This is a genomic window from Sinorhizobium sp. NG07B (genome assembly GCF_002532005.1).
GTDB classification, from domain to species: domain Bacteria; phylum Pseudomonadota; class Alphaproteobacteria; order Rhizobiales; family Rhizobiaceae; genus Sinorhizobium; species Sinorhizobium fredii_C.
In genome coordinates this window covers 1-19480 of the sequence record NZ_NWTD01000006.1, presented here as the reverse complement: position 1 = coordinate 19480, position 19480 = coordinate 1, and the positions used below count along the sequence as shown (strand labels likewise).

The 19480-nt window shown below is 64.1% G+C and carries 20 protein-coding genes and 1 pseudogene; 8 read left to right on the top strand and 13 right to left on the bottom strand.

Annotated features, from left to right (window positions below):
• Entirely contained in the window at positions 1-450 is a 450-nt protein-coding gene (locus tag CO664_RS19835; protein ID WP_097539696.1) for a cupin domain-containing protein, read from the bottom strand.
• Positions 450-1220, bottom strand: coding sequence for a hydroxyacylglutathione hydrolase (gene gloB / locus CO664_RS19830; RefSeq protein WP_037419810.1), 771 nt, complete (start codon positions 1218-1220; stop codon positions 450-452). The genes CO664_RS19835 and gloB overlap by 1 nt, the downstream gene beginning before the upstream one ends.
• 148 nt (positions 1221-1368) lie before the next feature.
• On the opposite strand from gloB, the gene CO664_RS19825 reads away from it, so the two are divergent.
• The 3 genes from CO664_RS19825 to CO664_RS19815 all read left to right on the top strand — a co-directional run bounded on the left by CO664_RS19825 (position 1369) and on the right by CO664_RS19815 (position 4251).
• Entirely contained in the window at positions 1369-2139 is a 771-nt protein-coding gene (locus tag CO664_RS19825) for a class I SAM-dependent methyltransferase (protein WP_037419808.1), read from the top strand.
• A gap of 82 nt (positions 2140-2221) precedes the next feature.
• The gene (gene hisC / locus CO664_RS19820; RefSeq protein ID WP_097526585.1) at positions 2222-3328 is read left to right on the top strand and encodes a histidinol-phosphate transaminase; all 1107 of its coding nucleotides are present in this window, start codon (positions 2222-2224) and stop codon (positions 3326-3328) included.
• Positions 3325-4251, top strand: coding sequence for a prephenate/arogenate dehydrogenase family protein (locus CO664_RS19815; RefSeq protein WP_097526584.1), 927 nt, complete (start codon positions 3325-3327; stop codon positions 4249-4251). Before hisC ends, CO664_RS19815 begins: the two co-directional genes overlap by 4 nt.
• 15 nt (positions 4252-4266) lie before the next feature.
• Here the strand turns inward: CO664_RS19815 and CO664_RS19810 are convergent, their stop codons facing one another.
• Positions 4267-5280, bottom strand: coding sequence for a DUF2125 domain-containing protein (locus tag CO664_RS19810; protein WP_037419803.1), 1014 nt, complete (start codon positions 5278-5280; stop codon positions 4267-4269).
• A gap of 306 nt (positions 5281-5586) precedes the next feature.
• On the opposite strand from CO664_RS19810, the gene CO664_RS19800 reads away from it, so the two are divergent.
• Positions 5587-6141: a gamma-glutamylcyclotransferase gene (locus CO664_RS19800; protein ID WP_037419802.1), complete on the top strand. Its 555-nt coding sequence runs from the start codon at positions 5587-5589 to the stop codon at positions 6139-6141.
• Here the strand turns inward: CO664_RS19800 and CO664_RS19795 are convergent.
• The 4 genes from CO664_RS19795 to ftsE form a co-directional block, all read right to left on the bottom strand.
• Positions 6132-6932 (bottom strand): 1-acyl-sn-glycerol-3-phosphate acyltransferase, encoded by an 801-nt coding sequence (locus tag CO664_RS19795; protein WP_097526580.1) that lies wholly within the window; start codon positions 6930-6932, stop codon positions 6132-6134. The genes CO664_RS19800 and CO664_RS19795 overlap by 10 nt on opposite strands.
• 107 nt (positions 6933-7039) lie before the next feature.
• Positions 7040-7738, bottom strand: a complete 699-nt coding sequence (locus CO664_RS19790) for a YdcF family protein (RefSeq protein ID WP_037420112.1) — start codon at positions 7736-7738, stop codon at positions 7040-7042.
• A gap of 113 nt (positions 7739-7851) precedes the next feature.
• Positions 7852-8859, bottom strand: a complete 1008-nt coding sequence (locus CO664_RS19785; protein ID WP_037419800.1) for an ABC transporter permease — start codon at positions 8857-8859, stop codon at positions 7852-7854.
• The gene (ftsE, locus tag CO664_RS19780; protein WP_234782359.1) at positions 8852-9475 is read right to left on the bottom strand and encodes a cell division ATP-binding protein FtsE; all 624 of its coding nucleotides are present in this window, start codon (positions 9473-9475) and stop codon (positions 8852-8854) included. Before ftsE ends, CO664_RS19785 begins: the two co-directional genes overlap by 8 nt.
• A gap of 401 nt (positions 9476-9876) precedes the next feature.
• Between ftsE and CO664_RS19775 the strand changes: the two genes are divergently transcribed.
• The 3 genes from CO664_RS19775 to CO664_RS19765 all read left to right on the top strand — a co-directional run bounded on the left by CO664_RS19775 (position 9877) and on the right by CO664_RS19765 (position 11769).
• On the top strand, positions 9877-10530 hold the full coding sequence (locus CO664_RS19775) for a hypothetical protein (protein ID WP_097539694.1): 654 nt from the start codon (positions 9877-9879) through the stop codon (positions 10528-10530).
• Between the two features lie 62 nt (positions 10531-10592).
• Positions 10593-11138 (top strand): hypoxanthine phosphoribosyltransferase, encoded by a 546-nt coding sequence (gene hpt, locus CO664_RS19770; RefSeq protein WP_097539693.1) that lies wholly within the window; start codon positions 10593-10595, stop codon positions 11136-11138.
• 271 nt (positions 11139-11409) lie between these two features.
• Positions 11410-11769, top strand: coding sequence for a response regulator (locus CO664_RS19765; protein WP_037419785.1), 360 nt, complete (start codon positions 11410-11412; stop codon positions 11767-11769).
• Between the two features lie 31 nt (positions 11770-11800).
• On the opposite strand, the gene CO664_RS19760 is transcribed toward CO664_RS19765, so the two are convergent.
• The 4 genes from CO664_RS19760 to argH all read right to left on the bottom strand — a co-directional run bounded on the left by CO664_RS19760 (position 11801) and on the right by argH (position 17641).
• Positions 11801-14410, bottom strand: coding sequence for a TIGR02302 family protein (locus CO664_RS19760; RefSeq protein ID WP_097539692.1), 2610 nt, complete (start codon positions 14408-14410; stop codon positions 11801-11803).
• 144 nt (positions 14411-14554) lie between these two features.
• Positions 14555-15823, bottom strand: coding sequence for a diaminopimelate decarboxylase (lysA, locus tag CO664_RS19755; RefSeq protein WP_097539691.1), 1269 nt, complete (start codon positions 15821-15823; stop codon positions 14555-14557).
• Between the two features lie 15 nt (positions 15824-15838).
• The gene (locus CO664_RS19750; RefSeq protein ID WP_050988264.1) at positions 15839-16033 is read right to left on the bottom strand and encodes a lipoprotein; all 195 of its coding nucleotides are present in this window, start codon (positions 16031-16033) and stop codon (positions 15839-15841) included.
• A 204-nt stretch (positions 16034-16237) separates the two neighbouring features.
• A complete protein-coding gene (gene argH, locus CO664_RS19745; protein ID WP_097539690.1) occupies positions 16238-17641 on the bottom strand; it encodes an argininosuccinate lyase in 1404 nt (467 codons plus the stop codon).
• A gap of 26 nt (positions 17642-17667) precedes the next feature.
• Here argH and CO664_RS19740 point away from each other — a divergent pair, with 26 nt between their 5' ends.
• Positions 17668-18342: a TlpA disulfide reductase family protein gene (locus CO664_RS19740; RefSeq protein ID WP_097539689.1), complete on the top strand. Its 675-nt coding sequence runs from the start codon at positions 17668-17670 to the stop codon at positions 18340-18342.
• Positions 18343-18357: 15 nt separating this feature from the next.
• Here the strand turns inward: CO664_RS19740 and CO664_RS19735 are convergent, their stop codons facing one another.
• Together CO664_RS19735 and CO664_RS19730 are read right to left on the bottom strand one after the other, a co-directional pair.
• Complete coding sequence (locus tag CO664_RS19735) at positions 18358-19230, bottom strand: 3-hydroxybutyryl-CoA dehydrogenase (protein WP_097539789.1); 873 nt, start codon at positions 19228-19230, stop codon at positions 18358-18360.
• 142 nt (positions 19231-19372) lie between these two features.
• Positions 19373-19480, bottom strand: a pseudogene (locus CO664_RS19730) (electron transfer flavoprotein subunit alpha/FixB family protein); the annotation flags it as partial.

The window sequence follows — 19480 nt, the reverse complement described above, 5'->3', positions numbered from 1 at the left end:
TCAATCTTGATCTTGCGGCGGTTGCCAATCCGGTGCGGCCATCTCGAAGGCGGAAAAGTCGAAGCCCGGCGCAACCGTGCAGCCGACGAGCGTCCAGTCTGCGAGCGAGGCGGCCGATTGCCACCAACCGGCGGGGACAATCTGTTGCGGCCGTTCGCCGTTCAGAAGGTCGGGACCGAGCCGATGGCGTGAGGCCCGCTTTCCGGGTTCGGCAATGCTGAGTTCGAGCGGCGCCCCGGCGTAATGATGCCAGACTTCGGCTGCATCGCGGACGCGATGCCAGTGCGATCGGTCACCCTTTTCGAGCAGATAGTAGATTGCCGTCGAGTGGCCGCGTGACCCGCCGTCGGCATCGCGGAAGGTCTCGACGTACCAGCCGCCTTCCGGATGCCGGGTGAGCCCCAGCGTGTCGATGATCGTGGCCGCCGTCATCTCCCGCGCGGCGCTCATCAGAAATTGTCCTTGCGCTTGCGAATTTCCGCGAAGACGGCTGCATCGCTCGCCTTCTCCATGCCGAGGTGAGCGCGGATTTTCGGATCGGCGGCGCGCAGGAACGGGTTGGTTCTCTTCTCAAGGCCGATCGTCGTCGGCGCCGTGAAGCCGCCGTCCGAACGGGTCTCCTCGATTTCGGCGGCGCGCTCTTTCAGCGCTGAGTTTTCCGGATCGATCGTCACGGCGAAATGAGCGTTCGACAGCGTGTATTCGTGGCCGAAATAGACCGCCGTATCGTCGGGAAGCGCCATCAGCCGGTTCAGCGATTGCCACATCGTCTCGGCCGTCCCCTCGAAGAGCCGACCGCAGCCGAGCGCGAACAGCGTATCGGCGGCGAAGAGCAACTTGTCTTCGGGCAGATGGAAGCAGATGTGCCCCGCCGTATGACCGGGCGTTTCGATCACCTCGACCGGATGGCCGGAGAATACGAAGCGTTCCCCATGCGCCACTTGCTTGTCGATGCCTGGAATCTTCGAAGCCTCGCCCTTTGGACCGATGATGGTGACGCCGAAGCGTTCCTTCAGGCCGACATTTGCCGCGACGTGGTCGCCATGGTGATGGGTCGTCAGGATGTGGGTGAGGTGCCAGCCGCGCCGCTCCAGGGCCTCGAGGATCGGCTGCTCCTCGGGTGCGTCGATCGACGCCGTTGCGCCGCTTACCGGATCGTGGACGAGCACACCGAAGTTGTCGCTACGGCAGAGGAAGAGGTCAAGTTCGAGCGCGGCCATGGCTTGGGCCTCCCTTGGAGCATGCGTCGGGACTACAGCGACTTTGAATTGCTGCATGTCTTTGTCCTAAATCGAAGTCGATCTTAGGAGACATGCAGTAGCCGAATGTAGCGAGCCTCGCCTTGAAGTCTACCGCTTCGAAGCTAACATGTTGCGCATGCATACAGATATCGTCGATCTCCGCCAATTCTATCATTCCGAGCTCGGCCGGATGGCAGAGCAAGCCGTCAGCATGGCGATCGCTTCCGTCTGGGCGCGCATGCCGGAAGAGCGGCTGGTCGGCCTCGGCTACGCGGTTCCCTATCTCGAGCGTTTCCGCGCCGACACCGAACGCACCTTCGCCTTCATGCCGGCCGGACAAGGCGCGGTGAACTGGCCGGTTGCCGAACTCTCCTCCACCGCGCTCGTCTTCGACGAGGAACTGCCGCTGCCGGATGCCTCGATCGACCGGGTGCTGATGGTCCATGCGCTGGAATTCGCCGAGAGCCCGCGGGAGACGATGAAGGAGATCTGGCGCGTGCTTGCTCCCGGCGGGCGGCTGGTCATCGTCGTGCCAAACCGTCGCGGTGTCTGGGCGCGGATGGAGCACACGCCCTTCGGTTCCGGCCGGCCCTATTCGCGGGGACAGCTGACGGCACTTTTGCGCGAGACCAACTTCACGCCGGGGGCGAGCTCCGAAGCGCTCTTCTTTCCGCCATCGAGACGAAAGATGATCCTGCGACTGCGCCATGGTCTCGAGCGCTTCGGCCGCTCGCTCTGGCCGGTGTTTTCCGGGGTGATCATCGTCGAGGCGCAGAAGCGGCTCTATCAGGGCCTGCCGGTGGCGGCGCGCGCCTCGCGCCGCGTCTTCGTCCCGGTGCTGGCACCGCATGGCGTTCCCAGCACCCGCATTCGGGCGCCGGAGGTCAAAACCCCGTAAACGCGGCAGCGACGCCGCACTCGACAAATTTGCCGCGCCCCGGTATTGGCTGGACCGCATTCTTCCCCGCGAAAGCCGATCGATGAACCTTGCCCTGAAGAGCCCCGAGCCGCGTCCCGGCATCCTGGACATTGCCGCCTATGTGCCGGGCCGGGAACACGCGCCGGGCGTGGCGAAGGTCCACAAGCTGTCGTCGAACGAAACGCCGCTCGGCGCGAGTCCGCGCGCAATCGAGGCATTCCAGCGGGCGGCGTTTACTCTAGAGCGCTATCCGGACGGGCAGGCTCACGCGCTGAAACACGCGATTGCCGCGGTTCACGGGCTGAACCCGGCCAATATTCTCTGCGGCAACGGCTCGGACGAGCTGCTGGGGCTCCTCTGCCACACCTATCTCGGCCCCGGCGACGAAGGGATCGTCACCGAGCATGGGTTCCTCGTCTACAAGATCCAGATCACCGCCGCCGGCGGGAGGCCGGTGACGGTCAAGGAGAGCGACGCGCGCGTCGACGTCGACGCGATCCTCGCTGCCGTCACCGAGCGGACAAAGATCGTCTTCATCGCCAATCCGGCAAACCCGACGGGAACCTATATTCCCGTCGACGAGGTGCGGCGCCTCCATGCCGGGCTGCCGCCCGGCGTCGTTCTGGTACTCGATGCGGCTTATGCCGAATATGTCCGGCGCAACGATTACGAGGCGGGAGTGGAGTTGGTTTCGGCCAACCGAAACGTGGTGATGACACGGACCTTCTCAAAGATCTATGGCCTTGCGGGCCTGCGCATCGGCTGGATGTATGCGCCGCGCGACATTGTGGAGGCCGTCGACCGCGTGCGCGGCCCCTTCAACCTCAATGCGCCGGCGATCGCGGCCGGGGCGGCGGCGATCCGGGACCAGGCCTTCGTCGCCGCGGCGGTCGATCACAACCTCGCCTGGCTCGCAAGGGCGAGCGAAGCCCTGGCGGCGATCGGTCTCCGTGTCACGCCGTCGGTCACCAATTTCGTGCTAATCCATTTCCAGGAGGCGGGCGGCAAATCGGCCGAGGAAGCGGATGCCTTTTTGACCGGCCGCGGGTTTATCCTGCGTGCCGTCAGCGCTTACGGCTTTCCCAATGCGCTGCGCATGACCATCGGCTCGGAAGAGGCGAATGAGGGCGTGATCGCGGCACTAACCGAATTCATGGGACGGAAATGATGGCTCAGCAGTTCGAAACCATCGCCCTCATCGGCATCGGCCTGATCGGCTCGTCGATCGCGCGCGACATCCTCGACAGGCAGCTCGCCGGAACGATCGTGGTGTCGACGCGCAGCGAAGCGACCCTGAAGCGCGCCGGCGAGCTCGGCCTCGGGCATCGCTATACGCTGTCGGCCGCCGAGGCGGTGAAGGATGCCGATCTCGTCATCGTCTCCGTGCCGGTCGGAGCTTCCGGTGCCGTCGCCGCCGAAATCGCCGCGCATCTGAAGCCAGGGGCGATCGTCACGGATGTCGGCTCGACGAAGGGATCGGTGATCGCCCAGATGGCGCCGCACCTGCCGGACAGCGTGCATTTCGTGCCTGGTCACCCGATCGCCGGCACCGAGCATTCCGGTCCGGATGCCGGCTTCGCCGGACTGTTTCGCGGTCGCTGGTGCATCCTGACGCCGCCGCCGGGCACGGACGAGGAGGCGGTCGCAAAGCTCAGGCTTTTCTGGGAGGCGCTCGGCTCGATGGTCGACGAGATGGATCCGGAGCATCACGACATGGTGCTGGCGATCGTCTCGCATCTTCCGCACATCATCGCCTACAACATCGTCGGCACGGCGGACGACCTCGCAACCGTGACCGAGTCGGAAGTGATCAAATATTCCGCCTCGGGCTTCCGCGACTTCACCCGTCTTGCCGCCTCGGACCCGACCATGTGGCGCGACGTCTGCCTGCACAACAAGGACGCGATCCTCGAAATGCTGGCGCGCTTTTCGGAGGATCTTGCCTCGCTGCAGCGCGCGATCCGCTGGGGCGACGGCGACAAGCTGTTCGATCTCTTCACCCGTACGCGGGCGATCCGCCGGTCGATCATCCAGGCCGGTCAGGATACGGCGATGCCGGACTTCGGCCGGCATGCCATGGACCAGAAATAGATCTGAATTCCGGATTCAAAGCGCCGGCAGGACACCGATCGGAACGAAGGCCAGAAAGGCGGTGCCGTCGCGCACATTGAGCTTGACGGTCGCTTCGTTCTTGCCGGCGGCGAGCGCCGTCAAGACGTTGGCGACATTGTTGATGAGGTCCGTTTCCTCGGGAACGGCTTTCACCAGGTTCTCGCGCCATGCGTCGATGTTCACCAGGGTCAGCGAGAACTCGCCGGAAACGAGCCCCTGATCGTCTACCGAGAAGGGTCCGGTGAGCTTGGCGGTCATTCCGCTTCCTGCGTCCAACGTCAACTGCCGCATTTCGCCCCTGGTACCGCGCAGCATGTGCGGGTTGATCGCGCCGCCTCGCAGCCAGTCGGCCCTACCGGTGACCGTAAGGTCCGCGGCAAGATTGACCGGCGGGGCGGGGCTCGGGCCTTCCTCGGGCCGCAGGTCGAGCTTCTCGACGCTGAGCGCCGCGTCGAGATCATCGCTGTTCTGGCGTAGATGGATCTCCCCGTGGCTGGCGCCGAAACCTATGCCCTTGCCGAGGAGCGGCGAGCGGATCGTGCCGGTCAGATTGTCGTAGGCAATCGACGTACGGTCGATGCCCGAGAGCGTCGCCGCAAGGCTTGCATGCAGCAGCGTCCAATCGGCGGACACCGAAACCCCGGGCGAGACCCGGATTTCAGCGGGGCCGTCGAGTTCGACGACGGCGCGTCCCGGCTGGTAGACCTGTGCCGCCGTCCGCAAGGCGCCGAAGGAGGCAGACGCACCGCGGCGGGTGTCGTCGAGGCGCACCTTGTCGCAGAAGAGGCCGATCCTGAACGGAAAGCCGCGCACGTCGAGATCTGTGCATTCGCCGCCAAGGCCGCTCGCCTGCTTTTCCGCCAAGTAGGCCGGCAACCGTTTCTCGATCTGGTCGGCGGCAACGAACCAGGCGGCGGAATAGAGGCCGGCGACGAGGATTATGCCTGCTGCAAGCCAGAGAAACTTCCTGCTGGCGGGCCGGCCCTTGGCGACCTCGGTTACCGTCATGGTATTGCGTACTCCACTTTACTGGCCAGTATCGGCATCTAGAGCGCGCGTCTTATCAGACGCGCAAAGGTCGCTGTAGCACTTTGAATTGCTGCATGTCTTTGTCCTTAAATCGAGGTCGATTTAAGGAGAACTCGACTTCGACGCAGATGCGCATGCACTCTTCGGCGCGCTCGCCTCCCGACAAGGTGAAGCGGCTTCAGGCGGAAAACCGCTTCACAGCTTTGCCCATCCCGCTTTAGAAAGTTCTCAGTCGGCCGCTGCGCCTATCCAGGATGATTCGGTTATTGCGGCAACATTGGTTGAATGGCAGCGGATATGGACGAATTTTGGGTCTTTGGCTACGGCTCGCTGATGTGGAACCCGGGCTTTCGCTTCGAGGAGAAGCTGACGGCGCGGGCTTTCGGCTATCGTCGCTCCCTCTGCGTCCATTCCTGGGTTCATCGCGGCACCGAGCGGCACCCCGGCCTGGTGCTCGGACTGGACTATGGCGGCTCCTGCATCGGCATGGCCTTTCGCGTCGCTGCCGCCGAAAGGGCGGAGGTGGTCGATTATCTGCGCGAGCGCGAGCTGGTCACGCAGGTCTACAAGGAGCGAACCATGCCGGTGCAGCTCTCCGACGGCCGGCGCGTGCCGGCGCTCGCCTATGTGATCGACCGCAACCACGTGCAATATGCCGGGGCGCTCAGCGCGGAGCAGGCGGCCGCCACGGTCGCAACCGCCGTGGGCAAGTCGGGAAACAACCGGGAATACGTGCTCAACACGCTTGCCCATCTGAGGGAAATGGGCATCCGCGACCATTGGCTCGAGGAAGTCGCCGCCAGTCTTACCGACGGTGCAGCCGCGTCGGCTCAGGTCTGATCGGTCACTTTTCCCGCGCCAAGTTCGCGCAGGCGCTGTTTGGCCGTCGGCGGCAGCGGCAGGTGAGGATTGGCCTTGACGGTCTCGACGAGGAGCTCGTCGCTAGCGGCTTCGGTCACTTCGACGAGCTTCGCCAAAAAGGCGTCCGGATCAAGGCCGGCTTCGATGGGCGGCAGCACGCGCACCTTGAAATGGCCGGGAAAGCGCAGGAACTTGCGGCGTGGCCAGAAGAGGCCCGGATGCATGGCGACGGGGACGACCGGCACCTGCAGGTCGCGGTAGAGCCGGGCAATGCCGTACTTGTATTCCGGCGGGGCGCCGGGCGGGCGCCGCGTGCCTTCCGGATAGATGATCAGCTGGCGTCCGGTCGCCATTTCCCGCTTGGTGCGCTCCATGACCTCCGTCATCGCCTTGCCGCGGGCGGCGCGGTTTACCGGCACCATGCGCTGCTTGATGATGTACCAGCCGAAGAGCGGGATCCAGGTCAGCTCGCGCTTCAGGATGTAGAACGGGTCGTCGAGCCAGGGCAGAAGCGCATAGGCGTCCCAGAAGGACTGGTGCTTCGGCGCGAAGATGTAGGCGCCCTGTGGAACGTTCTCGAGGCCCTCGATCTCGAAGGTCGTCCCGACGATCTTTTGCATGAGCCAGTGGTTGCTGCGCACCCAGTTCTTCGGCACGAACCAGGCTGTCTTGCGCGGCACGAGAAAATAGACCGGGGTCAGCACGATCATCTGGACGATCAGATTGGCATAGAAGACCAGGTTGAAGAGGATCGAACGCAGGATGATCATCAGGCAGGCTCTCGATGGAAGGCGACGCTGACCGCGATGCGGTTGGCCGTTCCGCTGCCTACACGAAACTCGCAGCAAGGAAAACAGTTCTTGCAGGATCCGGCGCGCTACTCTTCCCGCGGCGCGGGGAGAGAAGCGTCGGTTCTCGGATTGTCTGTCAGGTGCGTGCTCACAAGATCCCGCAGCGAGGCGACCGAATATTTGGCGTATTCGAGCAGGATGGCCTTGATGAAGAGCGGATTGCGCAGCCAGTTGGATGTCTTCAGATCCGAATTGACGACCGGATAGGCGATGAACTGCGTGTCCGGCCGAACCCGGCGCAGTTCGAGCAGGCTGCGGGGCATATGGTAGTTGTTGGTGACGACGAGGACGCTCCGATAGCCGCGGTCCAGGATCCACTGCCCGGCCTCGGTCGCGTTGCCAATCGTGTCGACTGCTTCATGGCCGATATCGACGCAGCACTTGAAGAGATCGGCCGAACTTTGCGTGTTGCGGCGTATCTGGCTCTCCGTCGTCGCCGGATTGACGCCGGAGATCAGAAGCCGGTTGCCGGCGCCGGATTTCAGCAGTTCGACCGCCTGGTCTATCCGCTGGAAGCCGCCGGTCAGCACGACGATTGCATCCGCTCTGGGTGTGGCCGGCGGCTGCAGCGAGGCGACCGTATCGGCGAAGTGCAGGAAGCCGGCGACGAAGATGGCGAGAAAGGCGAGCAGCACGAAAAAGCCGCGCCGCAGGATTTTGCGCAGCAGGCTGCGAGACCGACGGCGGCGCGCGGCCCTGTCTCGCCATTTGCCCCTATCGGCCATTCCGCTCTCGCGAAGCTTCTCACCCATTATGATTCTCTCACATAGCCGCCGATTGCGGCAGGGGATAGATCGGTCGGGGGAGATTCACGGTTTTGGAAAGCCCACGAGAGGGGTCAGCTCTGATAGGTATCCGTCCGGCCGGGGTCCGAGCGGATAAGGTCGATTTCGTAGATCGTCCGGGTGACGGTCAGCCGCGCCGTCAGCGTCGTCAGCAAGGCGATGACGATGATGATCGCGAAGATGCCCAGATAGCCGGTGTAGCCGATCGCAAAGGTGCCGAAGAGGGCGGTCGCCTGGTCCGTTTCGGGGGTTGCGAGCGTCTGCGATTGCCAGAAACCGGCGATGGCGAATGACAGCGCCGCGAGCAGCCCGCCGGCGCCGGCGCCTTTGAGGCTGATTCTGAGGAAGTGCTTCTGGAACTCGGACGCCACGAAGCCCGCCTCTGCCCCGACGAAATGCAGGACCTCGACGATGTGGCGATTGCCGGAAAGGGCGCCGCGGGTGGCGAACACGACGGTCAGCACCATGGCCGAAAAGACAAGCGCCAGAACGCCGGTCCCGATCATTGTCGTGGTGTTGGCCATGGCGACCAGGCGGTCTACCCACGTGCGATGGTCGTCGAGAAACGCCTCGGGAATCGTCTCCGTCAAGGCCTTTCGCATGGCGGAAAAATCCGGCGGGTCGTTTTCGTCGATGGTTATCACCACGAGCCGCGGCACCGGCAGTTCGTCGAGGTTGAGGCCGCTGCCGAGCCAGGGTTCGAGGAGGCGGGCCGTTGCGGCGCGGTCGATGATGTTGCCGCCCGTCGTGCCGGGGAAGGTCAAGGCGAGGTCGCGCGCGTCGGCGAGCGCCTTCTCCATGTCCAGGTTCTCGTCCGGCTTGATCTGGATGGTGATCTCGCGAGAAATCTGCGATTGCCAGCTTTGCGCCGTCGCGCGCACCATGCTGACGCCGCCGAGCGTCAGGCAGGCGAGGAACGACATGATGGCAATGACGCACATCAAGGCATGGCCGGAGACATTGGCGGAGGGTACGATCGGCCCGGTCGGGCGCACGCGCATCTCGCTGCGGCGCTGCTGCGGCGGCGGGTCTGGCTCGCGGCGGGGGCGCTGCTCATTCATAGATATCGAGCCGCCCCTGTGAAAGGATCATGCGCCGGGCCTCGACCTGGTCCATCAGCGACAGGTCGTGCGTGGCGATCACCACGGCGGTGCCGAGCCTGTTCAGTTCGAGGAAAAGGTTCAACAGCCGCCTTGCCATCGGCGGATCGACATTGCCGGTCGGTTCGTCGGCGAGCAGGATTTCCGGGCGGTCGATCAGCGCCCGGGCGATCGCGGCGCGCTGCTTTTCGCCGCCGGAAAGCACCGGCGGCAGCACATTGATGCGCTCGCCAAGACCGACCCATTTGAGAAGCTCGAGCACGTCCGAGCGATAGCTCGTCTCCTCCTTGCCGCGGACCCTCAGCGGCAGGGCGACGTTCTCATAGGTCGTCAGGTGGTCGAGAAGGCGGAAGTCCTGGAAGACGATGCCGATGCGTCGCCGCAGCATCGGAAATTCCTCGCGCGGAATGGAGGATATGTTGCGGTCGAACATGCGAATGAGCCCGCGCGTCGGCTTCAGCGACAGGAACAGCAGCCGCAGCAGCGTCGTCTTGCCGGCTCCTGATGGGCCGGTCAGGAATTGAAAGGACCGACGCGGAATGTCGAACGTCAGGTCCCGGAGAATTTCCGGCCCCATGCCATAGCGCAATCCGACATTCTCGAAATGAATCAACGGGACAGTCCAATCTCTCGTCACAATCCTCGACAACCGCCGCAACCGGCCGTTCGCACATCCAGGCGTCCTTGCGCCCGCCGGGCGCACACGAAGCGCGCTGCATCGCTTTGAACTGCGGTGCCGATTGAAGGACCATGCAGTAGGACAGCGCGCCTGCCAAGGCAAAACCGAGTGCGGAACCATGGTTAAGCGACGGTTAATGTCCCAGGAAAACACGCCGCTTTCGCGGCTCTTTCCGAAACATTAACCATTCCGATTTACGTTCCGTGAGGATTTGATGCAATGCCTTGTTTTTGCAGGGTCTTGCCGCGAGCTTGGCGCGCCCGGCGTAGAAGGGCGCGGCACTCCGATGGGAGAGCCCCATGCAGGCATTTCGCACGAAGACCGCCGGTATCGACCTCCTTCCGCCGGAGCGCGTGCCGCGCGCGGACAATCCCCCGGGCAGGAAACGCGACTATGTCGACGTCGAATTCGAGACCGTCGCTCCTGGTCCGCGGCGCGGCCCTTATCCGGTCTTCAACGACAATCGGCGATCGGCAGCGCGCCCCGTTCCGCCTCCGACGACGACCATTCGAAGCGGGGCAGCGGCGCGGCTCCTAGCGACTGCGGAGGTGAAACTGCGTGCGATGCCGGCGCGGCGTTTCGCCGCCCTCGCCGCCGGCCTTGGCCTCACGGCCTTCCTATTGGTGGCAGGGCTCGGGGGGCACGACGAGGCGGATGCCCGTCCGCTGGCCATCGAGGCGGTCACGACCTCACTCGATTATACCGGCGGCATGCGCGTGCTTTCCGTCTATGGGGCCATCGACAACCGCTCCGATCTCGAACAGCGTCTGCCGCCTGTGGTCGTCGAAGTGATGAGCAACGGACGGCCGGTGACGGCGACGCGGCTGATGCACGAAGGCGCGGCCATCGCGCCGGGTGAAAGCCGCCGCTTCGTCACCCGGCTTCCCTATGCGGGCGGAAAAATGCCTGAAGTCGCCGTTTCCTTTGCGGAAAACAGTGTTTCGCCTCGCTGATTGTGCTAATCGGCGCTGGAAAGGGAGGGCAGGCGTTCTTCCTTCAGAAACGGAGACCCGCCATGCCCGTCGTTCGCGGCAAGAATATCGAGATCCTCTATAGCCCCGAGGCGATCGCCAGTCGCAATCGAGACATGGCGGAAGAGATCATGCGCGGGCCGCACAAGGACCTCCTCGTCATCTCGATCCTCAAGGGCTCCTTCATCTTTGCGGCCGATCTCATCCGTGCCATGCACGGGGCGGGGCTTGCGCCGGAGGTCGAGTTCATCACGCTGTCAAGCTACGGCAAGGGGACCAAATCCAAGGGCGTGAAGATCACCAAGGATATCGACAGCGACGTGCACGATCGCGACGTTCTCTTGATCGACGATATTCTCGAATCCGGGCGGACGTTGCGCTTTGCCAAGGACCTGCTCTACGAACGCGGCGCCCGCCACGTGACGATCGCCGTACTGCTCGACAAGCGCATGAAGCGCCGCGTCGACTTGGAGGCCGATTATGTCGGCTTCGAATGCCCCGATCACTTCGTGGTGGGCTACGGCATGGACGTCGCCTATGCCTTCCGCGAACTGCCCTTCGTCGGCGTGGTCACCGGCGACGCGGAATAGCGTCTCTCCGGCCTCCGATACCCCGGTTTCACTCTTTGCGGGGAGGGCAATGATTGCTTGCGCCTGATGGGCGAGTATTCGCCCTTTCTCTACCTGGAAGCGCGAGATGCTGAAAATCGATGAGATCGCGTTTACCGAAAGCAAACAAAAACCTGTTTGGTTGGAACGGTGTCACGGCCGCAGGCGGCGTGGATACGGATGTTCAACGACGTAGAGCGTCTTCCTTGCGAACGACGCCGGCGCTCCGTGAGAGCGAATACGGGAGGCCATGATGGCGAAAATCCTGATTACCGAGGATGAGGATGCCTTGCGCTCGTTCGTGGCGCGGGCGCTGCAACTCGATGGACACGAAACGGTTGAGGCCGGGGATGGTGCCGACGGGCTCGCCTGCCTCAAGGACCAGCGCTTCGACCTGCTGCTTTCCGATATCCGAATGCCGGTCATGGACGGCATCGAACTCGTGCATCAGGCATCGGCGGCCTTTCCCAAGCTCAAGATCTTGCTGATGACCGGCTATGCCGAGCAGCGCGAGCGCACCGACGATCTCACTGGCAAGGTGGTGGATGTGATTTCCAAGCCATTTTCCTTGCCTGACATCCGCAAGGCGGTTGCGCACGCCCTGGCGGCCTGAGGCTTTCCTGAGGCCCTGCTCGGGCGGGGCCTCAGCGCATATCGAGCAAGCGCTCCAGATATAGCCGCTCGACTTCGGGCGAGAGGTTGTCGCCGAGCTTGCGCCGGATCGCGTCCAGGATCTGGCGGGCGCGCTGCGTGTCGATCTCGTCCGGCACCTTCACCTGGTCGCCGAAATCCGGTCCGGCGTTCTGCTGGCGGCGCCCGAGCGGATCGCGCCCGTTCTGGCCGTATTGCGGCACACCTTGCCCGGGGCCGGGCCCCTGACCCTGGGCCTGCATCTGGTTCATCATGTCCTGGGCGCCTTCGCGCAGCGCCTGCAGCGCCCGGCCCTGGCTGCCAACCGCCCGTTCGCCCTGGCCCTGGCCGAGGGCGCCCGCGGCGTCCTTCATTTCGCGCCCGGCCTGGCCGAAGCCCTTGCCGGGCTTTATGCCGAGTTCCTCCAGGCCCTTTTGCAGATCGCCCAGCTGCTTGCCGAGCGCCTCCTGCTGCTCTCTGAGCTGCCTCAAGGCTTCCTTCAGCTGCTCGGCGGTCATCTCGTCGAGCGGGTTCGGCTGTCCGTTCGGGTCGCCCTGCTGTCCGGGATCCTGGGGCATGTCCTGGCCGAACAGCTCGTTGTCCTCGCCCTGCAGCGGATCGCCGCGCTGCATCCGGTCACGCAGCGCCTGGTCCAGCTTGAATGTTTCGTCCATCAGCTGCTGCTGCTGCTGCATCAGCTGGCCGAGCTTGTCCATCTGCTGGCGCATGGCGCTGTTCTGCTCGCCGCCCTGTTGCATTCGGCCGGCCTGCAGATTGTTCATCATCCGCTGTAGTTCGGACAGAAGCTGGCGCGCCTGATCGCGCGCTCCGGAGCGCGCCAGGTTCTCGATCTGGTCCATCATCTTTTCCAGATCCTGCTGGCGCAGCACATTGTTCATGTCCGGATTGGCGGCGATCGCCGGATTTTTGGCCGCCTGCTCGGCGAGCGCGCGCATATATTCCTGCATCGCCTGACGCAACTCCTGCATCAGCCTGGCGATCTCCTCATCCGAGGCGTTGCGTTCGAGCGCATCGGAGAGCGCCTGCTGGGCATCGCGCAGCCGGCGCTCGGCGAGCGACAGGTCGCCATCCTCGATGCCGAGGGCGATTTCCCAGAGATGCTCGGCCGCGTCGCGCAGCATATCGTCGTTGCGGGCGAGCTCCATCCGCGTCCGGGCCGACTGGATCAGCAGGAAATGGGTGAGGTTCGGGATCGTCTCCTCGGGATAGAGCGTCAGCGCATCGTTGAGATCGATGGCATGGGGGAGCTGGTTGGCGTCGAGCGCGAAGACCTGCCGCTGTTCGGCGACCGCTGCGGCCAGCGGCTCGAAGAAGCGCCGCGCCGGCAACACCATTTCCTCCGGCACGCTTCGCCCTTCCTGGCCGGCGGCGTCGCGGGCGACGAGAGTGATCTCGACGCGCTTGCCGGAAAGCGGATGTTCGCTCAAGTTCCGGCTGGTCGTTCCCTTGGCATCGCGCGGGTTGCGGCGGGGCAGGTCGAGGCGGTATTCCGGTGGTGGATAGAGCGGCCTGGCGCCGGCAGCCGGTTCGTCCAGAGGCTTGATCTCTGCCCAGGCCTGGGCGATGCCGTAGTCGTCATGGGCGAGGAAGCTTATCTCCAGCGAAGCGTTCGCCGTCGGACGGGGAGCACCATCGAAGGCGATGCCGGGGACGCTGTCGGGAATGATCTTGAAATTCCAGCGCTGTCCGGCAACGGAAAGCGTCCCGTCGCGGGTGATCTCGAAGAGATGGCTGCGGGCGCCGTTCGCCGGCGTGCCGGCCGCTTCCGCCGGCTGCTGCGGCGACGGCTTGCCGGCCACGGCCGGGATGATCGTCGGCTGAGGGCTGCCCGTGTCGGCATAGCTGACCTGCGTCTCCTGGCCGGCGCCGGTTACCCGGACCGTGACGTCGCTGAACTGCGGAATGGTGATCGCAGCCTGCCTGTCGGCGGCTGCCGTATCCTCCCGGCCGGTCAGGAAAATCGGTGCGCGGCCGGTATAGGCCGGCGGCGTCACCCATGCGTCGATTCGGATGTCGGGAGCAGCGACCTGCCGTTCGGGCAGCCGAAACGCATCCGACGCCAGGCCGGCGCGGTTCGAATAGGAATAGGCGAAGGCGACGCAGGCGATGAGGATCGGCACGGCTCTGAGTGCTAGGGGATCGTGTCTCGCAACGTCGGGACGTGGCAGGCCCGTATCGAGGCCGTGGACGAGACGCGCCATGCGTGCCTGGTGCTCGTGCCAGAGTGCCGCACCAACGGCTCCCTCCGTCGCCGGCGCGTCATCCTGCACGCGGATCGCCTGATGCGGCAGCCGATTGCGGTCTTCGAGCATCCGGTCGGCTTCGGCGATCTCCGGCCAGCGAACGCGAGTGAGCGGCAGCAGCGTCAGGAAAAGCCCGGCGGCGAAGGCGAGCAGTACCACGACGTGCAGCCAGAACGGCGCGACACGAAAAAGGCCGAGCCAGCCAGCTGAGAGGAAGAGGAGAACGAGCGAGGCCGGGGCGAGCGCACGGGGCAGGAGCTGCTCGGAAAGCAGGATCAGGCGTGCCAGGAACCGCTTCGTCGCCAGCATTCTGCCGAGTGACTTCGGTTGTGGCGTTTCATCCTGCCGGAATTGCGTCATCCGCCCAAGTTCCCTTTCGATCCCTTTGACCGCCGCGGCGGTCAAAGGTCAGGATAACATCCTTTGTGGCGAAGGCGAGGGCGACAAGAAAAACAAACCGTGATCGCGCCGAGGCGCGGCCCGTCGAAAGATCTACGCCGGGGATCAGTCAAGCCAATCCGGCACCGAGTCGAGGCCGATCAAATCGTCGTAGTCCTCGCGCGGGCGGATCACGTGGAATCGATCGGCCTTGACGAGTACCTCGGGGACCAGAAGGCGGCTGTTATAGGTGCTGGCCTGGACCGCTCCGTAGGCGCCCGCTGAACCGATGGCGAAGAGATCGCCCGGCTTCGGCATCGCCATCTCCCGGTCGAGCGCCAGATAGTCGCCCGTCTCGCAGACCGGGCCGACGACGTCGGCCTTGATGCGCGGCGCATTGGCCGCAGAAATCTTCACCGGCCTGATCTCGTGATAGGCTTCGTATAGCGTCGGGCGGATCAGGTCGTTCATCGCGCCATCGACGATTACGAAGGTCTTTTCGCCGCCATCCTTCACATAAATGACTTCCGTGACGAGAATGCCGGCATTGCCGACAATCAGCCGGCCCGGCTCGGTGACGATCTTGCAGTCGAGGCCCTTCAGCTGGTTCTTGACGATGTCCGCATAGGCATCGGGGAGCGGCGGCGGATTGTTGTCTTCCCGGTAGGGGATACCGAGGCCGCCGCCGATATCCACATGGTTGATGTCGTGGCCATCCGAGCGCAGCGTATCGACCAGTTCGCGCAGCAGCTTGAAGGCATCGTCGAAGGGCTGCAGCTCGGTGATCTGGCTGCCGATATGCATGTCGATTCCGGTCACCTTGATGCCGGGGAGCGTCGCGGCATGGGCATAGACGGCCCGCGCCCGCTCCCAGGAAATGCCGAACTTGTTTTCCTTCTTGCCGGTCGAGATCTTGGCGTGCGTCCGAGCGTCGACGTCCGGATTGATGCGGAAGGAGACATGCGCCTTTTTGCCGGCGCGGACGGCCCGCTGGTTGAGGATCTCCAGCTCCGGCTCGGATTCGACGTTGAAGCAATAGATGCCGGCCTCGAGCCCGAGGTCCATTTCGCGCGGCGTCTTGCCGACGCCGGAAAACATGATCCGCTCTGCAGGAATGCCGGCGGCGAGCGCCCGGCGGAGCTCGCCCTCGGAGACCACGTCGACGCCGGCGCCGAGGCGGCCGAGCGTCTTCAGCACGGCCTGGTTGGAATTGGCCTTCACCGCATAGCAGACCATCGCATCGACGTCGGCGAAGGCCCTTGCGAACACCCGGTAGTGTCGCTCGAGCGTCGCGGTGGAATAGCAATAGAAGGGCGTGCCGACGGCGCGGGCGATATCCGTTACTGGGACGTCTTCGGCGTAAAGAATTCCGTCGCGATAGTCGAAATGGTTCACGGGGGTGTCGCTCGCTTAGAGGAGGGGATCAAGCAGGAAGGGGCGGTCCTCGACCGTCTCCTTCGGTTCGGCGGTGCCGGCGGGCGCCTTCGTGTTGATCGCCGTGGTGGCGCCCGGCCGGTCGAGATCGCCCTTGCGCCCGCAGCCGGTCAGAACCAGCCCCGGAATTGCCAACAGGAGCGCAAGCCGGGCCGCCTTGGTGGATGTCATCGTCATGTCCCTCGCCGAAGCTGAAGCCGATTGATCTTAGATAGAGCGGTCTCTTATCGGTTTTTCAGCGACTTGTGCACCCTGTTTGTGTGCGCAGATGTCTACGTTTCAATGCATATCGCTGCCTCACCCTAGCCTTCTCCCCGCGTGCGGGGAGAAGGTCGCGGCAGCGGGATTAGGGGCGCGCCGGCGGCAGCGAATCCACTAATTGCGCGCCCGCCACCAGGCAATCTGCTTGCGCACCTCGGCCGGTGCGGTGCCGCCGAAGCTGGTGCGGCTCGCGACGGACGCTTCGACGGTCAGCACGTCGAAGACCTTGTCGGTAATGGCGGGGTTGATCGCCGTGAGTTCGGCAAGCGGGAGGTCAGCGAGATCGCAGCCCTTCTCTTCGGCAAGTGCGACGGCTTTTCCGGTCACGTGATGCGCATCGCGGAACGGAAGGCCCGCCGCGCGGACCAGCCAGTCGGCAAGGTCGGTGGCGGTCGAATAGCCGGAACCGGCGGCGGCCTTCATCTGGTCGGCGCGGATCGTCATGTCGCGGACCATGCCGGTCATCGCCGCGATCGCCAGTTCGAGGCTTTCGGCCGCGTCGAAGACCTGTTCCTTGTCCTCCTGCATGTCCTTGGAATAGGCGAGCGGCAGCCCTTTCATCACCGTCAGAAGCGCAATCAGCGAGCCGTTGATGCGGCCGGTCTTGGCGCGCACGAGCTCGGCGGCATCCGGGTTCTTCTTCTGCGGCATGATCGAAGAACCGGTCGAGAAGGCATCCGACAGGCGGATGAAGCCGAATTGCGGCGTCGACCAGATAACGATCTCTTCGGCAAGACGCGACAGGTGCGTGGCGGCGATTGCGGCGATAGACAGGAATTCCAGTGCGAAGTCGCGATCGGAGACCGTATCGATCGAGTTGCGGGTCGGCTCGCGGAAGCCGAGTGCCTTCGCCGTCATGTGCCGGTCGATCGGGAAGCCGGTGCCGGCAAGGGCGGCGGCGCCGATCGGGCTTTCGTCCATATGCTCGATCGCGTGGCGGACGCGCGAGCGGTCGCGGCCGAACATCTCGACATAGGCCATGCAATGGTGGCCGAAGGTCACCGGCTGGGCCGTCTGCAGATGGGTGAAGCCCGGCATCACCGTGTCGGCATGCTCTTCCGCCCGGTCGAGAAAGGCGCCGATCAGCGCTGTCAGGGCCCTTTCGGTCCTCTGCAGTTCTTCCTTCACCCAGAGGCGGAAATCGAGCGCCACCTGGTCGTTGCGCGAGCGTGCCGTATGCAGGCGTCCGGCGGCGGGGCCGATCAGCGTCGCCAGCCGCGCTTCGATGTTCATGTGAATGTCTTCGAGCCGGCGCGAGAACTCGAAGGCGCCGCTTTCGATCTCTGACAGGATCGTGCCGAGGCCGTGAACGATCTTGTCTTTGTCCTCGGCGGAAATGATGCCCTGATGCGCGAGCATCGTGGCGTGCGCTATTGAGCCGCGGATGTCCTGGGCATAGAGCTTCTTGTCGAAGCCGATCGAGGCATTTATCTCCTCCATGATCGCGTCCGGGCCCGAGGCGAAGCGTCCGCCCCACATCTGGTTGGAGGATTTCGTCTCGGAACTGCCGTCAGCCATCGGAATGCCCGCCTTTGGAGAATGAAATGCAAGACCAGAAGAAACGTCCTCCGGCCGTGAAGTTGTTCGCGCTCGCTGCCCTATTTGGCGTGATCGCCGGTGCGGCTGCGGTATACGTGAAGGAGACCGGGTCTGGCAATGGCGGCGCGGCGCCGACGGCGGACGCAAGCTGCCCGCTCGCCGGCGAAAAGGTGGCAGCGCTGACGCCGCTGATGCGCGGCCAGGTGGCGGCGATGACACCGGCCGCCAATCCGCGGCCGATTGGCGGTCTCGACTTCACGGGGCCGGACGGAAAGCCGCTGACGCTCGCCTCTTTTGCCGGCAAGACGCTGCTCGTCAATCTCTGGGCAACCTGGTGCCTGCCCTGCCGCGAGGAGATGCCAGCGCTTGACGGGCTGCAGGGGGCGCTTGGCGGCCATCGCTTCGAGGTCGTCGCGGTCAACATCGACACCGGTGGCGACGACAAGCCGAAGGCCTTCCTCGACGAGATCGGGGTCAAAGACCTGCGCTATTATCGCGACGCCTCGATGGGCGTCTTCAACACGCTGAAGAAGGAGGGGCTTGCCTTCGGTCTGCCGGCCACCCTGCTGATCGACGAGAAGGGTTGCCTTATCGGTTCGATGAACGGGCCGGCCGCCTGGGACAGCGACGATGCGAAGCGGCTGATCGAGGTGGCGATAGCGCCGCCTCCGGAAAGTTAAGCGATATCGCGGGCCTCAGCGCGTCGGGACCGGAACGTCGCCGCGATAATCGTAGAAGCCGCGGCCGGACTTGCGGCCGAGCCAGCCGGCCTCGACATATTTCACCAGCAGCGGGCAGGGACGGTATTTCGAATCGGCGAGGCCGTCGTGCAGCACCTGCATGATTGACAGACAGGTATCGAGGCCGATGAAATCGGCGAGCTGTAGCGGCCCCATCGGATGATTGGCGCCGAGCTTCATCGCCGTGTCGATGGCATCGACCGTGCCGACGCCCTCGTAGAGCGTGTAGATCGCCTCGTTGATCATCGGCAGCAGGATGCGGTTGACGATGAAGGCGGGGAAGTCCTCGGCGACCGTGACGGTCTTGTCGAGATGGGCGACGAATTCCTTGGCCGTCCGGAACGTCTCCTCGTCGGTGGCGATGCCGCGCACGAGTTCCACCAGCTTCATCACCGGAACCGGGTTCATGAAGTGGATGCCCATGAAGCGTTCGGGACGGTCGGTCGCCGAGGCGAGCCGGGTGATCGACAGCGACGAGGTGTTGGTGGCAAGCAGCGCGTCCGCCTTCATGATCGGACAAACCTGGCCGTAGATCTTGCGCTTGACGGTTTCGTCTTCGGTGACCGCCTCGATTACGAGATCGGCCTGCGAAAGATCGTTGATATCTGTCGAGCCCTTCATCAGCGACAGCGCCCTCTTGCGGTCGTCGTCGCTCATCTTGCCGGAGGAAACCTGGCGGGCGAGGTTGCCGTTGATGGTCGCCAGCCCTGCTTCGATGCGGTCAGCAGCAATATCGTAGAGCTGTACCTTGTAACCGGCGGCTGCTGAAACATGGGCAATGCCGCAGCCCATTTGCCCCGCGCCAATAATTCCGATTGTCTTGATCATCGAAGCGAACATCCACTTTAGGAAATCTCGGCAGCGGCGCTGCCGAAGATGCAAAAAACCGGGCCGATGGTACGGCCCGGTACGATTGTTAATGCCAACCCGGCAGATTTTCCAGCCCTTTTCGTGCCCGAGTGCGGCGCCCTCAAAGCGCCTTTTCCAGTTCCGGCAGGACATCGAAGAGATCGGCGACGAGGCCGTAGTCGGCGACCTGGAAGATCGGCGCCTCCTCGTCCTTGTTGATGGCGACGAT

Bases quoted from the DNA above. Each gene is read 5' to 3' on its own strand.
- CO664_RS19825 (WP_037419808.1), top strand. From the start codon at position 1,369: ATGTTGCGCATGCATACAGATATCGTCGATCTCCGCCAATTCTATCAT.
- CO664_RS19785 (WP_037419800.1), bottom strand. From the start codon at position 8,859: ATGAATGAGCAGCGCCCCCGCCGCGAGCCAGACCCGCCGCCGCAGCAG.
- CO664_RS19835 (WP_097539696.1), bottom strand. From the start codon at position 450: ATGAGCGCCGCGCGGGAGATGACGGCGGCCACGATCATCGACACGCTG.
- CO664_RS19810 (WP_037419803.1), bottom strand. From the start codon at position 5,280: ATGACGGTAACCGAGGTCGCCAAGGGCCGGCCCGCCAGCAGGAAGTTT.
- argH (WP_097539690.1), bottom strand. From the start codon at position 17,641: ATGGCTGACGGCAGTTCCGAGACGAAATCCTCCAACCAGATGTGGGGC.
- CO664_RS19775 (WP_097539694.1), top strand. From the start codon at position 9,877: ATGCAGGCATTTCGCACGAAGACCGCCGGTATCGACCTCCTTCCGCCG.
- CO664_RS19790 (WP_037420112.1), bottom strand. From the start codon at position 7,738: ATGGCCGATAGGGGCAAATGGCGAGACAGGGCCGCGCGCCGCCGTCGG.
- CO664_RS19735 (WP_097539789.1), bottom strand. From the start codon at position 19,230: ATGATCAAGACAATCGGAATTATTGGCGCGGGGCAAATGGGCTGCGGC.
- hisC (WP_097526585.1), top strand. From the start codon at position 2,222: ATGAACCTTGCCCTGAAGAGCCCCGAGCCGCGTCCCGGCATCCTGGAC.
- CO664_RS19765 (WP_037419785.1), top strand. From the start codon at position 11,410: ATGGCGAAAATCCTGATTACCGAGGATGAGGATGCCTTGCGCTCGTTC.
- CO664_RS19815 (WP_097526584.1), top strand. From the start codon at position 3,325: ATGATGGCTCAGCAGTTCGAAACCATCGCCCTCATCGGCATCGGCCTG.
- CO664_RS19800 (WP_037419802.1), top strand. From the start codon at position 5,587: ATGGCAGCGGATATGGACGAATTTTGGGTCTTTGGCTACGGCTCGCTG.
- CO664_RS19795 (WP_097526580.1), bottom strand. From the start codon at position 6,932: ATGATCATCCTGCGTTCGATCCTCTTCAACCTGGTCTTCTATGCCAAT.
- ftsE (WP_234782359.1), bottom strand. From the start codon at position 9,475: ATGGGGCCGGAAATTCTCCGGGACCTGACGTTCGACATTCCGCGTCGG.
- gloB (WP_037419810.1), bottom strand. From the start codon at position 1,220: ATGGCCGCGCTCGAACTTGACCTCTTCCTCTGCCGTAGCGACAACTTC.
- hpt (WP_097539693.1), top strand. From the start codon at position 10,593: ATGCCCGTCGTTCGCGGCAAGAATATCGAGATCCTCTATAGCCCCGAG.
- CO664_RS19760 (WP_097539692.1), bottom strand. From the start codon at position 14,410: ATGACGCAATTCCGGCAGGATGAAACGCCACAACCGAAGTCACTCGGC.
- CO664_RS19750 (WP_050988264.1), bottom strand. From the start codon at position 16,033: ATGACATCCACCAAGGCGGCCCGGCTTGCGCTCCTGTTGGCAATTCCG.
- CO664_RS19740 (WP_097539689.1), top strand. From the start codon at position 17,668: ATGCAAGACCAGAAGAAACGTCCTCCGGCCGTGAAGTTGTTCGCGCTC.